This window comes from Cyclobacterium sp. 10D3-21 (assembly GCF_055809755.1).
In genome coordinates this window covers 45,713-66,863 of the sequence record NZ_CM147924.1, presented here as the reverse complement: position 1 = coordinate 66,863, position 21,151 = coordinate 45,713, and the positions used below count along the sequence as shown (strand labels likewise).

Genomic DNA, 21,151 nt, shown 5'->3' with positions numbered 1-21,151 from the left:
TTATTGTAATTAAAAATAAGGAACGATTATACCATTTTTATTTTACAATGTCGAATTTCTCCCCAGCAATTTTTCGGCTGAAGGCATTAAAGTGCCACCATTCAGATCCAATACCCTTAAAACCAGCCCCATTCATCACTTCCCGAAGCAATTGTCTGTTTTCCACCTGTTGTTGGTTGATTTTCCCTTCTTTAAGCATCTGAGCTTCTCTATCTGGGTAGGCAGGATAGCCGAAAAAATCAAATTCAGTTCCCATATCTAGTGGCTTCCCATTCCTGCGATCGGCAATGGTAAGGTCTACAGCTACACCAAAATTGTGTAAGCTACCTTTTTGGGGATCAGCTACATAAAGCGGTTTTATTTTGTCTGGTTTATCCAATTCATCCCAAAGGATTTGCTGTACTGATTGAGGCCTAACACCATCGAAAATTAGAAATGTTAAGGAAGGGTTTTTTTGTGCTAAAGCAAGGAGTGCTTCTTTGAGCATTTCAGCTACTTCAGGCTGTAAATAGCAACGCTCGAGTTCCCCATACACATCCTTACCAAAGAAATTATTATTGGTCGAATACCTAAGGTCTACTAACACTCCTGGAATTGCTACTTGTAAGTCTACTAGCCCTGCATCAATTAGCTGTTGTTCTAGTGCTCCCTTAGGGGAAATAGTATCTACCATAGCTAAAGCCAATTGAACACTGTCTTTAGCAACGATATCATGGCCAACTTCATTTAGTGGTTCTTTAGCTATCCCTTGCTTGTTTTCTCCACAAGCCAACACCATTAGACTTATCAGTCCAGCGATTATCATTCTCATAAACCTTCCTTATGCAATAGGGTAGTGCTGGCCTGAGCTGTTGGTAGAATAGTTACATCTGCCAAAACTACATGGGCTGGCCTGGTTACAGCAAACCGAACGACATCTGCGATATCTTCTGCTTTGAGCGGTGTAAAGCCTTGGTAGACATTTGTTGCTTTGTCTTCATCTCCTTTAAACCTAACGAGAGAAAACTCTGTATCTACCAAGCCAGGGTTGATAGCCATTACCTTTATACCGTATGGGTTTAGGTCCAGGCGCATTCCTTTTGTGATTGCGTCCACCGCATGTTTTGAACCACAGTATACATTTCCTTTAGGATATACTTCTTTACCAGCCGTTGAGCCAATATTAATGATTTGTCCTTCCTTTCTTTCTACCATACCGGGCATGATTTTTTTGGAAACATAAAGCAGGCCTTTTACATTAATATCCATCATAGCATCCCAGTCATCTTCATTTCCGTTTTGGATAAAGTCAAGACCATGGGCATTTCCGGCATTATTGATTAATACGGCAATTTTCTGCCAATCTTTAGGAAGGGAGTCAATGGCTCTGTAGACAGCTTCCTTCTCTCGAACATCAAATACCAAATACTGGTAGGGCGTATTTTCAGGAAGAAGTGCTTTTAACGCTACCAGTCTTTCTTTTCTACGTCCACATGCAATGATGGCGAAACCTTCTTCAGCCAGCGATATGGCACACGCTTTTCCTATACCGGAACTGGCTCCTGTGATAAATGCAATTTTCTTTTCCATAAGGGAAGTTAAAATTTTTCCCCTAAGATTAAAAATCAAAAGGGAGCCAATACCCCCTGTTTACTGAAAATTCAAATAAAGTGTGATAGATTTTCTTCTGATGTCTGAAATAGCCCCGTCCAATCGATCATCAGAATGTCCTTCCTGATATAGGTTCATTAAACCGTGGGAAAAACGGACTTCAGGAGAGAATTTGAAAAACTGAAAATATAGATCAAAACCGAGACCCATTTCCAATGCAACATCTGTTCCTTTTAATGCCACTGGATCTTCGTTGGCTTCTTCTTGATTTTTAGTTCTGAATTGGCCATTCAAACCACCCACAAAAAACATTCGGGTATTGTTAAACCGTTGGGACTTGTATTTGAGTAATAGTGGAAATTCCACCAGGGTTTCCTCCGTTAGCAGGGGCACAGTTGTTATTCCTACGCCGTTGGCGGCATTGGGATCATCTGCAAACAGCTGTAATTCTGTTCGGTATTCATAAAAACCCACTTTTGGAGTAAACATAAGATTTACCTGATCGTGAATTCTTGCTGTAACAAGAAAGCCAAGGGCAAAGCCTGGCGAAAATGTGGGCATTATTGCCCTAACATTGTCTAGAGCTGGGTAAACCGGGTTGAGAAAATTGTCAGAATACTTAATTCTGAGCGTACTGTTATGGGCCGCAAGGAAGAAGCCATAAGACAAGGCTTGGTCATCACTTCCTGAGGAGTTAAAGATAAAACTCTTTTGTTGGGCTTTTACCAGGAAAATTTGGGAAAAGAGCAGGCATAAAGAGAAAACAATTACTTTATGCCAATGTATATCGAACTTATGCCAAATGTTAGCGTTTTGCATTGCGTGTTTTTGAAACCTACCCTTTCAAGAATATTTATGAAATCATTTCCATCAGGAAAAGCCTTTACCGATTCGGGCAAATAGGTATAGGCAGAGTTGTCCTTAGAGATGACTTTACCAATCTGAGGTAAAATATATTTAAAATAAAAGGAATAAGCTTGCTTCATCGGGAATTTTTTTGGTGTGGAAAATTCCAATATCACTGTTTTTCCTCCTGGTTTAAGTACCCGATACATGTCTGCCAAACCCTTTTCAAGGTTTTCAAAGTTCCTTACACCAAAAGAAACGATTACAGCATCGAACTTATTTTCTTCAAAGAGTAACTTTTCTGAATCACCCATCTGCAGGTCTATGAGATGGTCCAGCTTTTTTTCCTTCATTTTTTTACGACCCACGTTGAGCATACCTTCAGATATGTCCACGCCGATTATTTTTTCAGGCTTCAGCGCCAGGGCTTCAATGGCGAAGTCGCCTGTACCAGTGGCGATGTCTAAAATTAACTTTGGCTGATCTTCTTTCAACATTTTAATGGCTTTTTTTCGCCAGATAATGTCTATCCCCAAGCTAAGAACATGGTTTAGCAAATCATAATTTTTACTAATATTGTTAAACATGTTGGCAACTTGTTGCTTCTTGCCTTCTTTTTGATTTTTGTATGGAACTACGGACATGGCTTCTATTTTCATTACAATATTACTAAGTAAACTTGAGCAATGGAAAATTGTTAATGAATTAATGGTTTGGAGACCATTGAGGAATTTAGTTACCTTTGTAAAAAAAAAGGGCCATGTTGAAGAATGCACGCTTTTTAATGAGTAATAGTGACCATACAAAGTGTCCGGCACCGACTAAGCCGGAGTTCGCTTTTATTGGTAGATCTAATGTTGGCAAAAGCTCGCTTATCAACATGCTTACTGACCACAAACACCTGGCCAAAACCTCAGGAAGGCCTGGTAAAACGCAGTTAATCAATCACTTTGAAATTGATTCCCACTGGTTTATGGTGGATCTTCCAGGATACGGATTTGCGAAGGCAAATAAAAAGTTGAAAGCCGAATGGAATAAAATGATTCGAAATTACCTTACGGAAAGGGAAAACCTTGTTTCAGTTTTTATTTTAATCGACAGTCGTTTACCACCGCAGCCTATTGACATAGAATTTATAAACTGGTGTGGACAATTGGAATTACCTGTTACCATTATTTTTACTAAAGCCGACAAACAGTCTCAATCAAAGACTTCAGATAATGTTCACCGCTTTCTTGATGAGATGGATAAAATGTTTGTAGAGGCACCTGAGTTTTTTGTGACTTCTGCCACAACGAAAGTAGGCAGAGATGAATTGACTAAATTTATAGAAGAAAACGTATCGGAATACTATGAGTAGGGGTATGTGCCCCAGTCTTTCTCAAGTTAACCTTATATTTAAAGCCAAAAAAAAGAACTATCATGGAATTTAAAGACATAGCCACCGTTTCTGGCAAACCAGGTTTATATAAAGTACTAAAGCCCAGCAGAAGTGGGGTAATCCTTGAATCTTTGGATGATAAAAAAGGTAAATTGGTTGTAGGTGCCGCTCAAAGAGTATCATTACTGAGTGAAATATCCATTTATACCTTAACTGAGGAAGGAGCTTCTCCACTTCAGGATATAATGTTTAAAATTGAAAAGGAATTTCAAGGAGATACTGGTCTTGAAGGTGCTGACAAAGAAGAATACCAAGCTTTTATGAAGCATATTCTTCCTGAATTCGATGAGGAAAGAGTATACGCTTCTGATGTGAAAAAATTGATCAATTGGTACCATATCCTCCGAGAACAATGTCCTGAGGTTTTAGAAGAAAAAGAAGCCGAAGAAAGCAATTCTAAGGAAGAAGAGAAATAAAATCGATGAATCCGTCTAATACTGATTCAGTCCTATTGAAAACAGTTGCAGTAGATCTAAAAGATTTACTGCAACTGTCTGTTATACCTGAGAGTATTGATCGGGAAGGTTTGGCAAAAGCCATTGCTCCAATGGTTTCCCAATTACTCAATCGGGAATTTGAAAGATTTCTACAGCTTTGTTATCGTCTCGATCTCGGAGAAGGAAAGCTGCGTGAAATTTTAAACCAAAGCCCACCTGAAGAAATCACCGAACGCATGTCTTTGGCAATTGTAGATCGGCAATTGATAAAGGTGCATTTTCGAAGAAAATACAGTGAATAGCCTAAATTTTTTATCACTAAGGACTTTCATTAGGTATTAACCATTCAAAACTTCCTGCAGCTTTTTAACCATGTTCGTAGATCCTATAAAAAAAGGAGTACGTTGATGCAGGCTTTCTGGTTGAATGTCTAGAATTCTATTTTCTCCGTCTGATGCCATTCCGCCCACCTGCTCAGCGATAAAAGCAAGGGCATTTGCTTCATATATTAACCTAATTTTTCCTTTGGTAGCCTGACTTGTGGCAGGGTAAAGGTAAATTCCTCCCTTAAGTAAGTTTCTGTGAAAATCTGCTACCAGGCTTCCAATGTATCTCGCTGAGGCTCCCTCACGTTTACAACTTTCCAGATAGGAGAGAATATTCGGATTTATAAGTGGTGTAAGGCCCTCATTCATGGTAAAGATGTTTCCATCTTCTGGCATTTTCATGTCGGGATGCGAAAGGAAAAATTCCCCCAAAGAACGCTCATATGTGAACCCATTGGCTCCTCGTCCGGTAGAGTAAACCAACATGGTAGAGGAACCATAAAGCACATAACCAGCAGCTACTTGTTCGCTACCTTTTTGCAATACATCAATTTCTTTGATTGGTGAACCGGAAGGTGTTACCCTTCGGTAGATGGAGAAAACAGTACCTATGGATACATTCACATCAATATTGGAAGAGCCATCCAGTGGATCTATTGCCACAACGTACTTCCCTTTGCTGTTTTGCAAATCTATGACTAGGTCTTCTTCTTCTGATACAATGGCACAAACTTCACCGCCTTTGGTAAGGGCTCTGGTAAATCGAATATCCGCAATTACATCAAGCTTTTGTTGTTCTTCTCCTTGAACGTTGATCTGACCAAAGGCTCCAGTAACATCGGACAGGCCAGCCCTACTAATTTCCCGGGAAACGATTTTTGCAGCTAAGGCGATGTCACGCAAAATTTGAGAAAGCTCTCCCGATGCAAAAGGAAAATCTTCCTGTTTGCTTTTGATAAAACGATCAAGAGTTACCCCAACATTATATGCGAGGTTTTGAGTATCTTGTTTGTAAGGCTGTGTCTTCATATCTTTGAAGATAATAGATTATCGTTAAAAATTTACTTTTTCCATTCTATTTTCATGACACAACCTTTGGTATACAAGTTTGGTGGGGCCTCCATAAAAGATGCAAAAGCCATTCAAAGAATTGCTCAATTACTCAAAAATCGTTGGGTAAACAATCTTGTTATAGTGGTCTCAGCTGCTGGGAAGACTACCGATAAATTAGAAGAGCTTATTGCGTTAGCTTTTGATAACAAGGACTTTGATGTTCCCCTATTTGAATTATTGGATTACCATCTGGACCTTTGTAAAGGGCTATTTGAGGAACGTCATCCAATTTTTTCCAGAGTTGAAAATCATTTTGCTCAATTGAGGAGATCCCTTGAGAATAGTGCGATTAAAGAAAATAAGGCTTTTTTTTATGACCAAATCATTGGTTATGGAGAGTTGATTTCTACAAGGATATTTCAAGAATACCTTTGTTTGAAGGGTTGTCCCTGCTTATGGCAGGATGCCAGGGAATTGGTAAGTACAGATTCACATACCAAAATGGCCAGGATTGATTGGGCTTTGACCATGCAGCATTGTCGGAAAATCTTGATTCCTAAATTGGAAATCTTTCCTGTGGTTACCCAAGGGTTTATTGGAAGAGACCTTCAGGGCAATACCACTACCCTAGGCAGGGAAGGCTCTGACTTCACTGCAGCCATTATGGGCGTAAGTCTTGGGGCTTCCTCAGTTACTATCTGGAAAGACGTAGCAGGCATTCTAAACGGAGACCCGGACATTTTCCCTGATGCGGTTAAATTTGAATACCTGGATTTTGAAGAAGCCGCTGAAATGACTTATTATGGTGCCAGTGTCATTCACCCTAAAACAATTAAACCCCTAAGCAAGCATGGGATTTCGCTCCATGTAAAGTCGTTCCTGAATCCTTCCATGGAAGGAACGGTCATAGGAGCCTTTGGTCAGGCACCGAGAATTCCCATAACCATTATAAAACACAAGCTTAGCCTAATAGAGTTAAAAATCAGAGACCTGTCCATGTTGGGAGGATTTCATTTTGATTATATCTATGATGTGGCAGAAAAAATCAATGCGGAAATTCAGTTGATTCAGGGGGCTGCTTCTCATATCAATGTTGTGATCAATACGCTTCCAATGGCTGATGAACAAATTATTAAAGCCTTTAGGGATGTTTTTCAAGCTAAAATCAAAAACGATCTTAGGTTGGTTACTGTAAAAAACCCTGGTGCTGTGGAGATTGATCATTACCGCAAAATGGAAACTGAGCTTCTCCTCGAGCAAAAAAGCCCAGAGTTGATTCAATGGTTGTTTGAAAACGAATAATAAAGAGTCGATTTTCTAAAATCTGTGATTAACCCAAGGGGCTTTAAAGTTGGTAAAAGTTGTCGATTGATCTAAAAAGGAATCACCCTTTTTGATTCACTTGGAATGCATGAAACTGTTAAATGCTATTGATAGAAAAAGTAAAGGATCAATTTTTACCACTGAAAACCTTTTATTCTTAATAAGTAGGATGGAAAACTAAAACCACGGCAAAGGTAATGTAGGTCAGTTAACTTCGGTGTAAATTCCTTAAATTTAGGGTTTTACACCTTTATTAATTGATTTCAATTGACTATTTGGAGGGAAATAAAATGGCATCAAAATGGGCAATGGAGGAATTATTTTTTTCCCAACAGCTGTTGGTTTTTTTCAAGTTCCGCTATCAACCCATCCAAGGAGCTATCCAGTATGTCATACACCTTTTGAAACCCATCCACGCCTCCATAATAAGGGTCTGGCACTTCCATAAATTCTGGGTCCTTTTGAAAAGACCGCATCAATAAAAGGTTCTTTGGGACGGTTTTGTGCTGTTTGGCAGATTTCTCCACGTTTTCCAGATTAGACTTATCCATAACAATGAGATAATCAAAATCTCTGAAGTCTGTTCGGTTAAGCTGTCTTCCACGGTGATTCATCTCAATGCCATTTTTATTGGCACAAGCGATGGCTCTTTCATCAGGAAGTTCTCCAATATGATAGTCTGAAGTGCCACAGCTATCACAGCTGAGGTGGGCCTGATAATTCTTTTGCTTTATTTTATGATTAAAAAGCGCTTCTGCTAATGGAGAGCGGCAGATATTTCCTAAGCATACAAACAACACTTTTACCATAAAACTATCTGTTTCTGTTTGTTAGCTACCTCTAGCAGCATATTGTAATATTGGTTAGATTAATAAATGGTTAATTTACAGAAATGATAGAACTATACATATGATTTTTGCAAAATATTACCTACATTTGCAGAATGAATCCTAAACAGGAATGATTCTTATATGAAAATGAATGTTGAAAAGCTAAAGGAAAAAATCACTTCTAAAGGGATGAAGTTTACCCATCAGCGTTGGGTAATCTATCGTTCCCTATGTGATTCTCAGGATCATCCAACAGCTGATATGGTTTACAATCAAATTACTGAGGAAAACCCCAGTATTTCGAAGGGTACCGTTTACAAGACCCTGGAGAATTTTGTAAATGCTGGTATTTTGCAAAAATTTAGAGATGATTTGGGTTTGATGCGTTTTGATCCTGTGATGGATACCCATAGTCACCTCTATTGCAATGAAAGTAGTAGCATTCGGGATTATAAGAACCCTGATTTGGAACAATTATTAAATAATTTCTTCAAGGAGAACCAAATTGAAGGGTTTGAAGTTGAAGAAGTATCATTGGTTATTAAAGGAAAAACAAAATAATTTCTTTTTTATATCATTAATTTATCTATAAACAATTAAAATTTAACTTATGTCATTAGTTGGAAAAAAAGCACCTTTATTTAGCGTACCTGCAGTAATTGATGGAGAGGAAATCGTTGAAGATTTCTCTTTGGAGCAATATCTCGGTAAAAAAGATGTTATTTTCTTTTTCTACCCAAAAGATTTCACTTTTGTATGTCCTACAGAAATTCTTGCTTTTCAGGAGAAGTTGGAAGAGTTTGAAAAAAGAGGAGTTGCAGTAGTAGGCGCATCTTGCGATACTGAAGAGTCTCATCTTGCTTGGTTAAATATGCCAAAAGCAGAAGGTGGAATCCAAGGCGTAACTTATCCGATCATAGCTGATCCTGTGAAAACAGTAGCACATAACTTTGGCGTATTGGCTGGAGACTGGAACTATAATGAAGAAGGAGAACTTACTTACCAAGGACTTCCTGTGGCATATAGGGCTACATTCCTTATTGACAAAGAAGGAACAATCAGACATGAAACAGTAAACGATCTTCCTTTAGGAAGAAATATAGATGAAATGTTGCGTTTGATTGATGCACTTAGACACGTTGAAAAATTCGGTGAAGTTTGCCCTGCAAACTGGGAAGAAGGAAAAGAAGCAATGAGCGCAACTCGAGAAGGAGTGGCTTCTTATTTATCTAATAAATAAGTATAAAAATGCTTTTAAAATTAGTAAACCCTACCATATGGTGGGGTTTATTTTTTAGCCTGTTTTACCTCATCCGGTCAATAATTTATTTAATTATTTTTATTGTTTAATTTTTTTCTCTTTTCCCTGTAGATTTTATCGAGATCCCGGGTAAATTGATCCAATTCTATGGAGACTGATTTAATATAGCCAACATATTCCATAAGTTCTGCCTTATTAATGACCCTATCGTCCTGTAACAATTGAGTTAGCCCTAGTAGACTTGTTACCGGTTTCCTTAAGACGTGAGAAATGTCAAAGGATATTTGTTCCATGGCATTACCAAATTCAATGCGGTTATTGATATTTTGAAAAGAGCCATATAATAGGACAGACCCATCTGACATCTTTTGAGGTTTAGCGCTTATAAAGTGCCAGTGATACTCGTCTTTTACTTTTACCCTATATTCAATACATAATGGTATTAACGTCGTTAACGATTCCTTCAGGCTTTTCCGGAAAAGTTCTATATCATCTGGATGAATCTGTGAAAAACCTAATTCTGGAGATTTAGCCCACTCTTCAAAGCTGATGGTTGGGTGGAGGGCTTTCATTCCGCTACTTAAAAATTCGAAATTCAATTCACCTTTTGGATCCATTTTTAATTGAAAGATACCTCCAGGAACATTGTCTGTTAATTTTTTCAGTTGGGAAATATTGGTTTCAATTTTGCTGTTTTGTTCTAATAGGAGTTTTCTAGTATTAAGGTAATCCATTGCTTTTTTTGCCAATATTTGCAAGGCTTTCTTATGGTTGGAAGAGATCCTTCTTGGCCTTTTATCAAGCACACATAAGGTGCCCAAAACATTGCCATTAGGGGTCTCCAGTGGTGCGCCTGCATAGAAGCGTATCTTTGGATCTCCAATTACAAAAGGGTTATTTTTAAAGCGCAAATCTTTGGTTGAATCCCGTATCACCAATACTTCTTTAGGTTTATGTAAGGCATGCTGACAGAAGGAGTCTTTCCGCTTGGTTTCACTTATACCCAATCCTGAATTCACCATAAGCCATTGGCGATCCTTATCAATAATTGTGATTAAAGAAATTGGAACATTACAGATCAAAGAGGCAATTTTAGCTAATTCTTCCAACTCCTCTTCTGGAGGAGCACCCATAATATGGTAGGATCTAAGTTCTTGTAGTCTTGCCGATTCATTTGCCATGGTTACTCTAATGTAGAAGCTGGTTATAATTTAATGAAGGCAACACCAATTAAAAATGATAAAAAATAAATATTAAAAGGGGAATAGCAATTAATATTTCTTGGTTTTCGAAGCCTTCTATAATTACAATATAAAATTCTGTTTTTGAAATTCAAAAAAAAAATTCAAATCACGCGTAATTATTGCATTCTCAAGCTTTTTCTTACTATCAATTTAAAATTATAAAGATTTATTTTCATAGATATATCGTGGATAAATGGGATTTATTAAAGTTTAAATGCTGGATTTTTACCCTGATTAGGTGTTAAACTTTAATTGTATGATGGTATTAAAAAGAGTTGAGGGTGGAAGTGGTTAAAACCTACCTTATTCTTGTAGAAAAATTTAATTTTAACAAAGGAATTATGGGAGGAAAATAGGTTCTTTTTTAAGTATATATTGGAATAGATGCTTAATTTTAAACATCATGCGTCCAAAACCTCAAGTTTCTGTGTTAATTTCCAGTTACAATACCCCTTTTTATAAGTTGCAAAGGGCAATTAACTCTGTGTTCAATCAAACTTTCCAGGATTTTGAAATTGTACTGGTAGACGATGGCTCTCACAATGACCCGGGAAATAAACTTATTGACTTTTGTCGAACCCATGAAACCAAGTTGACTTACATAAGGAAAATTAACGAAGGTCAGTCCCAAGCCATAAATAAAGCCGTCCTATGGAGTGAGGGTAGGTACATTGCAATACTAGATGCGGACGATGAATATCTACCCAACCACATTCAATCTTGTATTGCTCAGATGAAATCTTTTGACCTTATTGCTTCTAAAACATTCACAGTGACCAATAAGCCAGATGATTTTTTTGTAAGGGACAGGTATGATCGGCAAAAAACCGTTCATGTTGATGATTGCATTCTCTTTGCGACTCTTTTTGGGAAAAGAAAAGTATTTAAAAAAATCAAGTTCAAAGATGGTTATGGTGCAGATGCAGCGTTTTATGAAGGGGCAAAGAAATTATTTACTGTGGGTAAAGTGGATCTTCGGACCTATGTTTACTATAGAAATAATCCTGAAAGCACTTGCGAAAAAATTAAATCAAAATACGCTACAGATTAAAACTGGTAGTGCCTATTAAACACCAATCCCATGCTGTTAAGAAAAAGTTTGCAAATAAAAGGCATGTATTATAACCTTACCTTTGAAAAAATTGAACTTTAGAACAATGGTATCTAATCCAGAAGAAAACTCCTGTTGCGAAAACCATAACCATTCTCGGTCATCAAAAAAATCTTTTTTTGAATCCCCTTGGGTACATAGCCTATTGAGTTTTGTTCTTTTAATAATAGCCGTAACTGGTGAAAGCATGTTGCCTTTCCAGGTTTATGGAATCAATTGTTGGCTCTTCATCTATCTGCTGGCTTATTCTTTTGTAGGACTTCCTGTATTACGAACAGGCTGGAAGCTGATTAGACAAGGAGAAGTGTTCACTGAGTTTTTCTTAATGGGTATAGCCACACTTGGAGCTTTCGCCATTGGCGAATATCCAGAGGCAGTTGTGGTTATGCTTTTTTATACGATAGGTGAACTGCTACAAGACCGTGCTGTCAGCAAAGCCAAAGGAAATATTCAGGCACTACTGGACATCAGACCAGATAGGGCACGGGTAATCAGAAATGGTAATTCGGCTTGGATCAAGCCTGAATTGGTGGATACAGGAGAAATTATAGAAGTAAGGGCAGGAGAAAAAGTCCCTTTAGACGCCCAACTTATAAATGGAGGAGGAACCTTCAATACAGCGGCACTGTCAGGGGAGAGCATGCCTGCGGAAATCAATGAGGGAGAGGAAGTTTTAGCAGGAATGGTCAACCTTCAGGACTTGATTACTTTACGGGTTTTGAGGCCATTTGCAGAGAGTTCTCTCCAAAAGATTATTTTAACAGTCCAGGAAGCCACAGCTAAAAAAGCAAAAACGGAACAATTTATCCGCAAATTTGCTAAGGTATATACCCCTATCGTTACCTATTTGGCCCTAGGCCTGGTCGTACTTCCCTATTTTATAGTAGCAGATTACTCCTTTAGTGACTGGTTGTACAGGGCTTTGGTATTTTTGGTTATTTCCTGCCCATGTGCTTTGGTGATTTCAATTCCATTGGGCTATTTTGGAGGAATAGGCGCGGCATCGAGAAAAGGGATTTTGTTTAAAGGTTCTAATTTTTTAGACCTTATCACTACCATCAATACGGTAGTGTTTGATAAAACAGGGACCTTAACCAAAGGGATTTTCGCTGTAGAAAAAGTGGAAACCATGCCAAATGCTGATCCGGAATGGGAAAATTTGGCGGCTTCTCTGGAGGCAAATACTAACCACCCCATTGGAAAGGCCATTGTCAAACATACAACAATAGCACTAAGCCCTGTGATTTCGCTAAAGGAATTCCCAGGCAAAGGCTTAATGGGAGAGGTTAACAATAAGAGAGTACTTGCTGGCAATAAATTGCTTATGCAAGTTCATGGAATAGAGGGTCTACCAAACCAAAACGATCCGAATAAAACAGTAATCTACTGTGCAATTGACGGGATATTCTGTGGCTATTTTGTATTGGCTGATGAAATAAAACCGGATGCAAAAGAAGCTTTTATTTCCCTTAGAAAACTAGGAATCCAGCAATTGATGATTTTTTCAGGCGATAAAGCGGAGGTGGTTGAAGCATTGGGAAAAGAACTAAAAGCCGACAAGGCCATTGGAGGAATGCTCCCGGAAGAAAAGTTTGCAAAAATTGAAGCCCTTAAAAAAGATCCCGCTAAAGTTGTCGCTTTCGTCGGAGACGGTATCAATGATGCGCCTTCAATTGCAGCAGCAGATGTAGGCATTGGTATGGGAGGCATGGGAAGCGATCTTGCCATAGAGACAGCGGATATTATTATTCAAACAGACCATCCTTCCAAGGTTGCTTTGGCTTTTAGAATAGGGAAGGCTACTAAAAGCATCGTATGGCAAAATATAAGCCTTGCCTTTTTCGTTAAATTCCTGGTTTTAGGCTTAGGAGCAGCTGGAATGGCAGGAATGTGGGAAGCTGTTTTTGCTGATGTTGGCGTGGCACTGCTTGCTATTTTGAATGCCATTAGAATTAATTATTTATTCAAATAACATTCAGTATGCTTTTTACAGCTTCCTCTTCTCAAGAAGAAATATGGTCTATCATTAGCAAACAGCTTCATTTGGGTGCAATTGAAGCCCAACATCCTTTCCGTTTTGTGAATCTCTGTACGCTAGAGGACAAGCAACCTGATAGCAGGTATGTGGTTCTTCGTGAGTTTAAAGAGGACTTAGCATTGCTTTTTTATACGGACAGCCGAAGTGAAAAAGTAGCACAAATTAACAAAAACCCTAACGTTTCCCTGCTCTTTTATCATCCAGAAGAACGCTGTCAGGTAAAAATAAATGGAAATGCACACATTGTTTCCAATTCTGAAATCCACAAAGAACATTGGAACAATGTCCAAACAGAGGCTCAAAAAGGCTATCAGTCTGTTTTGCCACCTAAAACTGCGGTATCTCAGCCGGAAGAAAGCTGGGCGCAGGAGTCAGAATACCAAAGCAAATACTTTTCAGTAATAACCATCCAACCCGAGCAGGTTGAATGCCTTCAACTTGATACCAGGGGTCACTTAAGGATCTCTTTTAAGAAAGAGAATGAAGCCTGGCATCCAACCTGGCTTGTTCCTTAGCTCATTATCATTTGTATTGCCCGTTGGGCAAAAAGAATAAAAGTGCTATCTTCATTGGATTAAATCCAGCAATAATATTTTCTAAAAATTTTATATTCATGCACAACAGAAGAGACTTTATAAAAAAGACCGGATTGGCAACAGCCTTTTTAGGCTTAGGACTTGGAGGGCAGGCATTTTCATTGGCGCCCCGTGAGGAATTGTTTAAAATTTCATTGGCCCAGTGGTCTGTCAACAAATTGCTTTTTTCAAAGCAAATGGACAATTTGGATTTTGCCATACTCGCAAAAAAACATGGGATTTCTGCAGTAGAATATGTGAACCAGTTTTTTATGGACAAAGCCAAGGACACGAACTATCTGAGAGAAATGAAAACCCGCGCAGAAGGTGAGGGCGTCACCTCGGTATTGATCATGTGTGACAATGAAGGAAAATTGGGAGCGAGAGATGAGGCTGAAAGAATGGAAACTGTGGAAAACCATAAAAAATGGGTAGAAGCGGCTAAATTTCTTGGTTGCCACTCAATTAGGGTAAACGGGTATTCTTTTGCCAGGTACAGTGCTGACAAGAAAGACTTTGCAGAATCCATGAAACTTGTGGCTGATGGCTTGCGAAACCTTTGTGAATTTGCAGATACTATGGGTATAAATGTGATGATAGAGAATCATGGTGGTTTTTCCAGCAATGCCAAGTGGCTGACTGGTGTAATGAAAGCTGCAGACCATCCAAGGGCAGGTACCCTACCAGATTTTGGTAACTTCTTGATGTATAGAGAAGAAGGGGAAAAAACCCTTTCGTACGAGTCGTATAAAGGAGTAAAAAAATTGATGCCTTATGCCAAGGGAGTAAGTGTAAAACCTACTGTTTGGGATGGAAAAGGAAACCAGTCTCCGTTGGATTATGAAAAAATGATGTCCATTGTGCTTAAGGCGGGTTACCATGGCTATTGTGGTATTGAGCATGGGGAACAAGGACGTATTTGGGAAAGCATTGTAGAAATACGTGAAGAACTTGAGGCCACCGAGAAAGCGCTAAGAGTTTCTTTTTCAGTTTAAAGCATTCAACAAAACGAATAATTGATTGATTATTAATATCGATAAAATCCTCTGATACCAGAATCAGAGGATTTTTTTATGGCTATTGTGGATCTTTTTGCTTGAGTCGAGTAAAGATCGTCACTCGGAATAGGAGGGTACTGAGCTGGAAAAGGGTGTGCCAGTCTCCCTTTGCTGGAATTTTCACAGCTATCTTCAATGAAAGTCCCTCTAATTTTCTGATAATAGTTGTTTTTAGGAAATTAGGTCGAACTCAGGTTTTTTGTCAACTCTGCCCTCAGCTTGCTTAGGTAGGGCCAATTGTCCTACAATCCGGTAAAAAAACAGCCTTATAGTAAAATAAATTTTGTATTATCTGGATTATATGAGTAGAATATATAATAATCTCACTGGATAACTACCAATTAATTTTGTTGAATCACTTTTTTATACGATTTTTAGTGCTCAATATCCCTTGAATATTTTCGCAATAGCTGAAGGCTGTTTTCCCTAATTGAAAGAGAATTTTAATTGAAAAACCATGACCCAAAAGAGCTTGATTTATTTACTATTCACAGCAATTTTCTACTCTTGTGCTGAAAAGGAAGCCCCTTTACCTAATATAGTATTGATAATGGGAGATGATATTGGCTTTTCGGACCTTGGAGCCTATGGTGGAGAAATTGAAACGCCTAATATTAATCGCCTGGCTGATGGGGGCTTAAGGTTTACCACTTTTTACAATATGGCCAAATGCAACCCGACAAGGTCTACCATGTTGACCGGTTTATATGCTGGTGGTAAAGGGGCGGTACATATTGGCAACCTGACCAAACAAGCAGGCTATTCCAATATTATGAGTGGGAAGGAACACTTTGACCCATGGGTGCCGGAATACTGCAAAGCAGAAAATGTATTTGATCATTCCTTTTATTTCTGGGCCACGACAGAGTACTTTCTTCCTCCATCAGGCGAATTTCAAAGACCTTTTTACCTGGAAGGAAAAGAAATAAAAGCGGATGAAATTGAACATGAAATAAGTCCAATGTACAAAACCGATTTTATTACGGACTATGCATTGAAATGGTTGGACGAAACTTTTACAAAAGAAGATCCTTTCTTTCTCTATTTACCCTACCATGCTGCCCACTATCCACTTCAGGCCCGACCTGAGGACATTGGTAAATACCGTGGGAAATACCTTATAGGCTGGGATGTGCTTAGGAAAGAACGCTTTGAAAAAATGCAGGAAATAGTTGTACTGCCCAAAGGTGCGACACTCAGCCCCCCTGAAAACAATCTGAATACTTCACGTGGGCCATTTTTACCAGACTATACCGATTATTATGCATGGGACAGCCTTACAGAAGCTAAAAAAGACTCACTAGACCTGGAAATGGCTGTTTATGCAGCTATTATTGATCGGATGGACCAGAATATTGGTCGGGTTTTGAAAAAGCTGGAAGACAATGGGAAGCTGGAAAACACCATTATCATGTACCTCAATGACAATGGCTCTTGCCCGTTTTATACCAATAAAATTCCCGATAGGCAGCCAGGCCCTGCGGATTCCTACTGGAGTTTGCGTACCAATTGGGCAATGTTGGGCAATACACCATTCCGCCAACACAAACAATCAGGTCTTGAAGGGGGTAGCCATACGCCATTTATCGCTTATTGGCCGGGTAAGATTGCGCCCAATACCATTACTGACCAAGTGGGGCATGTGGTGGACATTGCACCAACATTTTTGGACTTGCTAAATATCCAATACCCAGATTCGATCCAGGGCCATGCCACCTTACCGTTGCATGGCAGTTCATTATTGCCGGTTTTCATGGGAGAGCAACGCAAAGAACCGGAATTCTTTATTTCAGGAATGGATAAATTCAGGATGTTCAGAAGTGGGGATTATAAAATTGTCCGAATGAATGGAGGAGAATGGGAATTGTACCACATCAAAAAAGACCCTTCTGAACTCGTAAATTTAGCTGATACCATGCCGGAGAAAGTCAATGAATTGGCGATGAGCTATGAATCTACCCCAGTGGCATCCGGCAAAGACCTCCCTTAACCGTGAATTTTTGGTTGGTATAAAAACAAAAGCAGCCCTGATGCATTTAAAGGCAACAGGGCTGAGAAATTCTAATGGCGAATGTGCTTATTATTTTTAGATCAGAGACAAAATTACTCCATCAAGAAAACCACCATACTTCTTGGCCCATGGGCACCAATAATCAATGATTGTTCAATATCAGCAGTTTTGGAAGGGCCGGCCACAAATACACCGTAGCCAGGCTCGGCTACATTTATCTTTTGATAGACTTCATGCATGTTTCCCAATAAACGGTCAATTTTCAGCAAAACAATCAAGTGCTGGGCAATAAATGGCAAAGCGCGATGAGCAATTTTGTCCTCGGGAAGCCAAATTGCTGCATTTTCCACTACTCCCCAATCACCCTCAAGGATGGCCACTTCTATATGTTCTAGTTCATGGGGATCCTGGACATTCTTGATATCAAAATTCCCAGTAATTCCTTCCACCAATGACAATACTTGTTTGTCTTCAGTGAAATTTTCTTCCAGATAAGTTTGAATGGCTGCTTTTCCTTCTCCAGTTCTGGCAGTTCCTCCATTTAATTTTATGCTGGCCTGAAACTGTTCGATCAGGTTGTCTTTATAAGGAAATTCCGGCTGCTCCGGTAGAGGTAGCAAATCGGGTTTGTTCTTTTTTATGGCCGCTATAATGGCTTCTTTACTGCTGTTCATTGCTTCCTGTTTTTTCGGTACCATTCCTTGAAACTTTCCTTGGGTATTTCTGGTAATTCTCTGTGTTTACCCCATGCATTAAAGCTATTGTAGACAAAGCCACGTGGGCTAATCGTTAGCGATTTTCTGGCCAGTTTGCCCATCATGTCAAAAAGCTTTGGCTTGGACATTACATTGCCACCAAATCGCATGGCCCACTTCTTAGAAGGTTGGGAGGGTCCCTCTTTGGTAATTACCTGTCGCCATTTGTACAGTTGCTCATGAATATTAATTTTTACAGGACATACATCTGTACATGAGCCGCAAAGGGTGGAGGCAAAAGGTAAGGTACTGTGTTTTTTCAGATCCATTCCGGGAGAGAGGATGGAACCGATAGGTCCAGGAACCGTGGAACCATAGCTAAACCCACTGCTTCTACGGTAAATAGGGCAGGTATTCATACATGCCCCGCAACGGATGCATTTAAGGGAGTTTCTGAAATCCTCTCTACCCAATTGATTGGTTCTGCCATTGTCCACCAGGATCAAGTACATTTTCTTTCCTTCTCTTGGTCGGTGGAAATGAGAGGTATAGTTTGTAATGCTTTGGCCGGTTGCACTTCTGGCCAGGAGCCGAAGAAATACACCTAGATCTGCTGCGCGAGGAATGAGTTTTTCTATACCCATACAAGCTATGTGCAAATCTGCGAGGTGGGTGCCCATATCCGCATTGCCCTCATTGGTGCAAACAACAAATCCTCCAGTCTCAGCAATTCCGAAGTTCACGCCGGTAATGGCTGCTTTGGCTTGAATAAATTTTTGTCTTAAATGCTGGCGGGCTGCTTCAGTGAGGTAGGCCGGATCATCTGCCCCTTCATCTGTTCCCAGATGTTCGTGAAAAATGTCGCCAATTTCCTTTTTCTTAAGGTGAATGGCAGGCATCACAATATGGCTTGGAACCTGCTTGTTGAATTGTATGATTCTTTCTCCCAGGTCTGTGTCTACTACATCATAGCCTTTGTCTTCCAGAAAATGATTGAGGCCACATTCCTCTGTAAGTATGGATTTACTTTTGACAAGGTTTTTGACCTGATTTTCCTCCAGTATGCGCAACACATGCTGGTTGTGTTCATCCGCATCTTTTGCCCAGAGTACTTCTATTCCATTTTCTATGGCATTTTTTTCAAACTGAAGTAGCAATTGATCCAGATTGGAAAGGACGTTGTCCTTGATCTGAGAAGCAATGGTTCGCAAATTTTCCCATTCAGGGATTTTTTGCGCCGCTACATCTCTTTTGCTACGGACATGCCAAAGGGTATCATCATGCCAATGGCTACGTTCCTCGTCCTTTAGAAATTCTTCGGCCGCAGCCGCATGGGTTGGTGTCGCTTTCATTTTCTACTGGTTTTGGGTTTTTGATACCTTTGCATTCAGGATCTCTGCGATGTGCATGACCTTCACTGGACTTTTGTCACGCCGAAGGATTCCCTCCAAATGCATCAAACAGGACATATCTGCCCCGGTGATCACCTGAACACCGTGTTCCTCATGGTCTTTGATACGGTCTTTGCCCATACCTACGGATACGGCCTCTTCAAGTACGGCAAATGTGCCACCAAAACCACAGCACTCATCTTTTCTGGTAAGTTCTATGAGCTCAATGCCTTTGACCATTTCCAGTAATTGCTTGGGTTTATTAAATTCAACACCCATTAGCTCTGAAGGTTTGGCTAAATTAAGACCCCTAAGTCCATGACAACTCGCATGAATGCCTACCTTAAAAGGAAAATCTGCTGTCAGTTCCTTTATTTTCAATACATCGGTAAGAAACTCACAAAGTTCATAGACCTTTGGTTCATTTTCTTCGCCCGAATAAATATGGTCTTTGGTATGTAGGGTACAGCTGCCCGAGGGGCAAACCACATAATCAAATTCGCTAAAGTTTTTTCGAAACAAAGCAGCGGGGCCCTCTCCATATTCCTGGTAACCCGAATTGGCCATGGGTTGGCCACAACAGGTTTGCTTAAGGGGATAATCCACGTCTACACCTGCGCTTTCTAGAAGCTCAAGGCTGGCAATGGCTACTTGAGGGTAAAATTGCTCTACGTAACAAGGTATAAATAATCCAACTTTCATCAATGCGGTTATTCTTGGATAATTAACAAAATACAAGGAGCCTTTATTGGCTCCATTTTCTAAATATAAGCATCTAAAGGTTTAGTCCCATTGGTTCAAGCCGAAATATGGCAGGGACATCCTATTAATTTTTTCAAACCAATGCTAAATTCTGCCTGTTGAAAGACAAGTCTTCAACGATATTGAGGCGAACCTAAACTTACATTTAACAATAAACTTACTTAGTAATCCTTCCACTTCCATCCTGCACTGTGCTGAAGAGAAGAAATTTTTCTTTCCTTTAGCCTGTTAAATACAGTGTCATTATAGGTCCATTTAGAATAGATTTCTATTTATTTATAGTTAATAACGAGATGATTACGCTTTTTTAACCAATTGTCTTGATATATAAATTCAACAAGGGAAATTATTTCCAACATTATTGGTACTCCTGACGTAATTATTTTAAATTACCTTATAAATATTCATGTGATATGAAAACGGAAGTTGAAGAAAAAAACGTATTGGTAAAAATGAGTTTAAAGCCCTCAACTATTGAAAGGGTTGAGAAACTAAGAAAAAATTCAGGAATTGATAACCGCAGTCAGTTGGTTTCCAATGCTATAGAGATAACTGAAGCCTTATCAGCTTATATTCATTCTGGGGCAAAGATTTATATTGAGAAAAAAGATGGAACAAAGGAATTGCTTAATATTGATGGAATCTAATTGTCATGGAGCCCAAAGATGAAAATATTGAGGATTGGGGTGGTGAGTCTACTTCTTTTGAGTCATCCAGTTCTATCCTTAAAACCACAAAAGAAATCGTAAATGAATACGATATTTTTAGATTGGCCAACTGGATATTGGCCATTTCTGCTTTGGTTTATATTTCTTTTGGGCTGATTAGAATTTATTATCCGGGCTACGAAGTAGTTGAAAATGGATCAAAGGTTTATAAAAACGAAGGAATTGTTGAAGTCTGGGAGTACACAAAAGTCTTTCTTAATTCCATTATTTCTTTAATTTTGGGCCTTTATTTCGGCGCCAAGGCTCAAGCCAGGAAAGCAAATAGCCAAGGCAATTAATAGTGGCGTTTAAGTAAAATTTGAGTATCCTTAAAATGTTATTCAGGAATACATTAAAATTACACGCACAAATAATTATAGAAAATACTCAACTTTTAATTCTCTAAAAGTATATAGGCATGCTGTAACTAGCTGTAAATGAAATTACTTTTT

23 protein-coding genes are annotated in these 21,151 nt (G+C 39.1%); 13 read left to right on the top strand and 10 right to left on the bottom strand.

Annotation, left to right across the window (positions count from 1 at the left end; translation table 11 throughout):
• Positions 1-37 precede the first annotated feature (37 nt).
• From AC0L7T_RS00310 to ubiE, 4 genes are read right to left on the bottom strand one after another with little or no spacing between them, the layout of a single operon-like run.
• A complete protein-coding gene (locus AC0L7T_RS00310) occupies positions 38-811 on the bottom strand; it encodes a M15 family metallopeptidase (protein ID WP_473340225.1) in 774 nt (257 codons plus the stop codon).
• The gene (locus AC0L7T_RS00305; RefSeq protein ID WP_473340223.1) at positions 808-1,569 is read right to left on the bottom strand and encodes an SDR family NAD(P)-dependent oxidoreductase; all 762 of its coding nucleotides are present in this window, start codon (positions 1,567-1,569) and stop codon (positions 808-810) included. Before AC0L7T_RS00305 ends, AC0L7T_RS00310 begins: the two co-directional genes overlap by 4 nt.
• A 60-nt stretch (positions 1,570-1,629) precedes the next feature.
• Positions 1,630-2,409 (bottom strand): type IX secretion/gliding motility protein PorT/SprT, encoded by a 780-nt coding sequence (gene porT / locus AC0L7T_RS00300; RefSeq protein WP_473340221.1) that lies wholly within the window; start codon positions 2,407-2,409, stop codon positions 1,630-1,632.
• Positions 2,358-3,080 (bottom strand): bifunctional demethylmenaquinone methyltransferase/2-methoxy-6-polyprenyl-1,4-benzoquinol methylase UbiE, encoded by a 723-nt coding sequence (ubiE, locus tag AC0L7T_RS00295; protein WP_473343404.1) that lies wholly within the window; start codon positions 3,078-3,080, stop codon positions 2,358-2,360. Before ubiE ends, porT begins: the two co-directional genes overlap by 52 nt.
• Positions 3,081-3,196: 116 nt before the next feature.
• Here ubiE and yihA point away from each other — a divergent pair, with 116 nt between their 5' ends.
• The 3 genes from yihA (at position 3,197) to AC0L7T_RS00280 (ending at position 4,616) form a co-directional block, all read left to right on the top strand.
• A complete protein-coding gene (gene yihA / locus AC0L7T_RS00290; RefSeq protein WP_473340219.1) occupies positions 3,197-3,796 on the top strand; it encodes a ribosome biogenesis GTP-binding protein YihA/YsxC in 600 nt (199 codons plus the stop codon).
• Between the two features lie 62 nt (positions 3,797-3,858).
• A complete protein-coding gene (locus tag AC0L7T_RS00285; protein ID WP_473340218.1) occupies positions 3,859-4,293 on the top strand; it encodes a DUF5606 family protein in 435 nt (144 codons plus the stop codon).
• A gap of 5 nt (positions 4,294-4,298) precedes the next feature.
• A complete protein-coding gene (locus tag AC0L7T_RS00280) occupies positions 4,299-4,616 on the top strand; it encodes a hypothetical protein (protein ID WP_473340216.1) in 318 nt (105 codons plus the stop codon).
• A gap of 36 nt (positions 4,617-4,652) precedes the next feature.
• Here the strand turns inward: AC0L7T_RS00280 and fbp are convergent, their stop codons facing one another.
• The gene (gene fbp / locus AC0L7T_RS00275; RefSeq protein ID WP_473340213.1) at positions 4,653-5,669 is read right to left on the bottom strand and encodes a class 1 fructose-bisphosphatase; all 1,017 of its coding nucleotides are present in this window, start codon (positions 5,667-5,669) and stop codon (positions 4,653-4,655) included.
• Between the two features lie 54 nt (positions 5,670-5,723).
• On the opposite strand from fbp, the gene AC0L7T_RS00270 reads away from it, so the two are divergent.
• Positions 5,724-6,995 carry an aspartate kinase gene (locus AC0L7T_RS00270; protein ID WP_473340211.1) on the top strand — a complete coding sequence of 424 codons (1,272 nt, stop codon included), beginning with the start codon at positions 5,724-5,726 and terminating at the stop codon, positions 6,993-6,995.
• Positions 6,996-7,333: 338 nt separating this feature from the next.
• Here the strand turns inward: AC0L7T_RS00270 and AC0L7T_RS00265 are convergent, their stop codons facing one another.
• Positions 7,334-7,825: a low molecular weight protein-tyrosine-phosphatase gene (locus AC0L7T_RS00265; protein ID WP_473340209.1), complete on the bottom strand. Its 492-nt coding sequence runs from the start codon at positions 7,823-7,825 to the stop codon at positions 7,334-7,336.
• A 162-nt stretch (positions 7,826-7,987) separates the two neighbouring features.
• Between AC0L7T_RS00265 and AC0L7T_RS00260 the strand changes: the two genes are divergently transcribed.
• Positions 7,988-8,407: a Fur family transcriptional regulator gene (locus AC0L7T_RS00260; protein ID WP_473340207.1), complete on the top strand. Its 420-nt coding sequence runs from the start codon at positions 7,988-7,990 to the stop codon at positions 8,405-8,407.
• 49 nt (positions 8,408-8,456) lie between these two features.
• Positions 8,457-9,086: a peroxiredoxin gene (locus AC0L7T_RS00255; RefSeq protein WP_473340204.1), complete on the top strand. Its 630-nt coding sequence runs from the start codon at positions 8,457-8,459 to the stop codon at positions 9,084-9,086.
• Positions 9,087-9,175: 89 nt separating this feature from the next.
• On the opposite strand, the gene AC0L7T_RS00250 is transcribed toward AC0L7T_RS00255, so the two are convergent.
• Complete coding sequence (locus tag AC0L7T_RS00250; protein ID WP_473340202.1) at positions 9,176-10,288, bottom strand: GAF domain-containing protein; 1,113 nt, start codon at positions 10,286-10,288, stop codon at positions 9,176-9,178.
• Between the two features lie 466 nt (positions 10,289-10,754).
• Between AC0L7T_RS00250 and AC0L7T_RS00245 the strand changes: the two genes are divergently transcribed.
• The 5 genes from AC0L7T_RS00245 (at position 10,755) to AC0L7T_RS00225 (ending at position 17,123) form a co-directional block, all read left to right on the top strand.
• Positions 10,755-11,402: a glycosyltransferase family 2 protein gene (locus AC0L7T_RS00245; protein WP_473340201.1), complete on the top strand. Its 648-nt coding sequence runs from the start codon at positions 10,755-10,757 to the stop codon at positions 11,400-11,402.
• A gap of 106 nt (positions 11,403-11,508) precedes the next feature.
• Positions 11,509-13,434 carry a heavy metal translocating P-type ATPase gene (locus tag AC0L7T_RS00240; RefSeq protein ID WP_473340198.1) on the top strand — a complete coding sequence of 642 codons (1,926 nt, stop codon included), beginning with the start codon at positions 11,509-11,511 and terminating at the stop codon, positions 13,432-13,434.
• A gap of 8 nt (positions 13,435-13,442) precedes the next feature.
• Entirely contained in the window at positions 13,443-14,015 is a 573-nt protein-coding gene (locus AC0L7T_RS00235; protein WP_473340196.1) for a pyridoxamine 5'-phosphate oxidase family protein, read from the top strand.
• 98 nt (positions 14,016-14,113) lie between these two features.
• Positions 14,114-15,070, top strand: a complete 957-nt coding sequence (locus AC0L7T_RS00230) for a sugar phosphate isomerase/epimerase family protein (protein WP_473340195.1) — start codon at positions 14,114-14,116, stop codon at positions 15,068-15,070.
• Positions 15,071-15,590: 520 nt separating this feature from the next.
• The gene (locus tag AC0L7T_RS00225; protein WP_473340194.1) at positions 15,591-17,123 is read left to right on the top strand and encodes an arylsulfatase; all 1,533 of its coding nucleotides are present in this window, start codon (positions 15,591-15,593) and stop codon (positions 17,121-17,123) included.
• A gap of 113 nt (positions 17,124-17,236) precedes the next feature.
• Here the strand turns inward: AC0L7T_RS00225 and AC0L7T_RS00220 are convergent, their stop codons facing one another.
• Genes AC0L7T_RS00220 through AC0L7T_RS00210 form a run of 3 tightly spaced genes read right to left on the bottom strand, consistent with a single transcriptional unit; the run spans position 17,237 to position 19,932 of the window.
• Complete coding sequence (locus tag AC0L7T_RS00220) at positions 17,237-17,818, bottom strand: LutC/YkgG family protein (RefSeq protein ID WP_473340192.1); 582 nt, start codon at positions 17,816-17,818, stop codon at positions 17,237-17,239.
• A complete protein-coding gene (locus AC0L7T_RS00215) occupies positions 17,815-19,191 on the bottom strand; it encodes a lactate utilization protein B (protein ID WP_473340191.1) in 1,377 nt (458 codons plus the stop codon). Before AC0L7T_RS00215 ends, AC0L7T_RS00220 begins: the two co-directional genes overlap by 4 nt.
• 3 nt (positions 19,192-19,194) lie before the next feature.
• Positions 19,195-19,932 carry a (Fe-S)-binding protein gene (locus AC0L7T_RS00210; protein WP_473340189.1) on the bottom strand — a complete coding sequence of 246 codons (738 nt, stop codon included), beginning with the start codon at positions 19,930-19,932 and terminating at the stop codon, positions 19,195-19,197.
• A gap of 473 nt (positions 19,933-20,405) precedes the next feature.
• Here AC0L7T_RS00210 and AC0L7T_RS00205 point away from each other — a divergent pair, with 473 nt between their 5' ends.
• Entirely contained in the window at positions 20,406-20,639 is a 234-nt protein-coding gene (locus AC0L7T_RS00205) for a hypothetical protein (RefSeq protein ID WP_473340187.1), read from the top strand.
• 5 nt (positions 20,640-20,644) lie between these two features.
• A complete protein-coding gene (locus AC0L7T_RS00200; protein ID WP_473340185.1) occupies positions 20,645-20,998 on the top strand; it encodes a hypothetical protein in 354 nt (117 codons plus the stop codon).
• The last annotated feature ends 153 nt before the right edge of the window (positions 20,999-21,151 follow it).

Coding starts and splice junctions, on each gene's coding strand:
- AC0L7T_RS00310 (WP_473340225.1), bottom strand. CDS start 811: ATGAGAATGATAATCGCTGGACTGATAAGTCTAATGGTGTTGGCTTGT.
- AC0L7T_RS00305 (WP_473340223.1), bottom strand. CDS start 1,569: ATGGAAAAGAAAATTGCATTTATCACAGGAGCCAGTTCCGGTATAGGA.
- porT (WP_473340221.1), bottom strand. CDS start 2,409: ATGCAAAACGCTAACATTTGGCATAAGTTCGATATACATTGGCATAAA.
- ubiE (WP_473343404.1), bottom strand. CDS start 3,080: ATGTCCGTAGTTCCATACAAAAATCAAAAAGAAGGCAAGAAGCAACAA.
- yihA (WP_473340219.1), top strand. CDS start 3,197: ATGTTGAAGAATGCACGCTTTTTAATGAGTAATAGTGACCATACAAAG.
- AC0L7T_RS00285 (WP_473340218.1), top strand. CDS start 3,859: ATGGAATTTAAAGACATAGCCACCGTTTCTGGCAAACCAGGTTTATAT.
- AC0L7T_RS00280 (WP_473340216.1), top strand. CDS start 4,299: ATGAATCCGTCTAATACTGATTCAGTCCTATTGAAAACAGTTGCAGTA.
- fbp (WP_473340213.1), bottom strand. CDS start 5,669: ATGAAGACACAGCCTTACAAACAAGATACTCAAAACCTCGCATATAAT.
- AC0L7T_RS00270 (WP_473340211.1), top strand. CDS start 5,724: ATGACACAACCTTTGGTATACAAGTTTGGTGGGGCCTCCATAAAAGAT.
- AC0L7T_RS00265 (WP_473340209.1), bottom strand. CDS start 7,825: ATGGTAAAAGTGTTGTTTGTATGCTTAGGAAATATCTGCCGCTCTCCA.
- AC0L7T_RS00260 (WP_473340207.1), top strand. CDS start 7,988: ATGAAAATGAATGTTGAAAAGCTAAAGGAAAAAATCACTTCTAAAGGG.
- AC0L7T_RS00255 (WP_473340204.1), top strand. CDS start 8,457: ATGTCATTAGTTGGAAAAAAAGCACCTTTATTTAGCGTACCTGCAGTA.
- AC0L7T_RS00250 (WP_473340202.1), bottom strand. CDS start 10,288: ATGGCAAATGAATCGGCAAGACTACAAGAACTTAGATCCTACCATATT.
- AC0L7T_RS00245 (WP_473340201.1), top strand. CDS start 10,755: ATGCGTCCAAAACCTCAAGTTTCTGTGTTAATTTCCAGTTACAATACC.
- AC0L7T_RS00240 (WP_473340198.1), top strand. CDS start 11,509: ATGGTATCTAATCCAGAAGAAAACTCCTGTTGCGAAAACCATAACCAT.
- AC0L7T_RS00235 (WP_473340196.1), top strand. CDS start 13,443: ATGCTTTTTACAGCTTCCTCTTCTCAAGAAGAAATATGGTCTATCATT.
- AC0L7T_RS00230 (WP_473340195.1), top strand. CDS start 14,114: ATGCACAACAGAAGAGACTTTATAAAAAAGACCGGATTGGCAACAGCC.
- AC0L7T_RS00225 (WP_473340194.1), top strand. CDS start 15,591: ATGACCCAAAAGAGCTTGATTTATTTACTATTCACAGCAATTTTCTAC.
- AC0L7T_RS00220 (WP_473340192.1), bottom strand. CDS start 17,818: ATGAACAGCAGTAAAGAAGCCATTATAGCGGCCATAAAAAAGAACAAA.
- AC0L7T_RS00215 (WP_473340191.1), bottom strand. CDS start 19,191: ATGAAAGCGACACCAACCCATGCGGCTGCGGCCGAAGAATTTCTAAAG.
- AC0L7T_RS00210 (WP_473340189.1), bottom strand. CDS start 19,932: ATGAAAGTTGGATTATTTATACCTTGTTACGTAGAGCAATTTTACCCT.
- AC0L7T_RS00205 (WP_473340187.1), top strand. CDS start 20,406: ATGAAAACGGAAGTTGAAGAAAAAAACGTATTGGTAAAAATGAGTTTA.
- AC0L7T_RS00200 (WP_473340185.1), top strand. CDS start 20,645: ATGGAGCCCAAAGATGAAAATATTGAGGATTGGGGTGGTGAGTCTACT.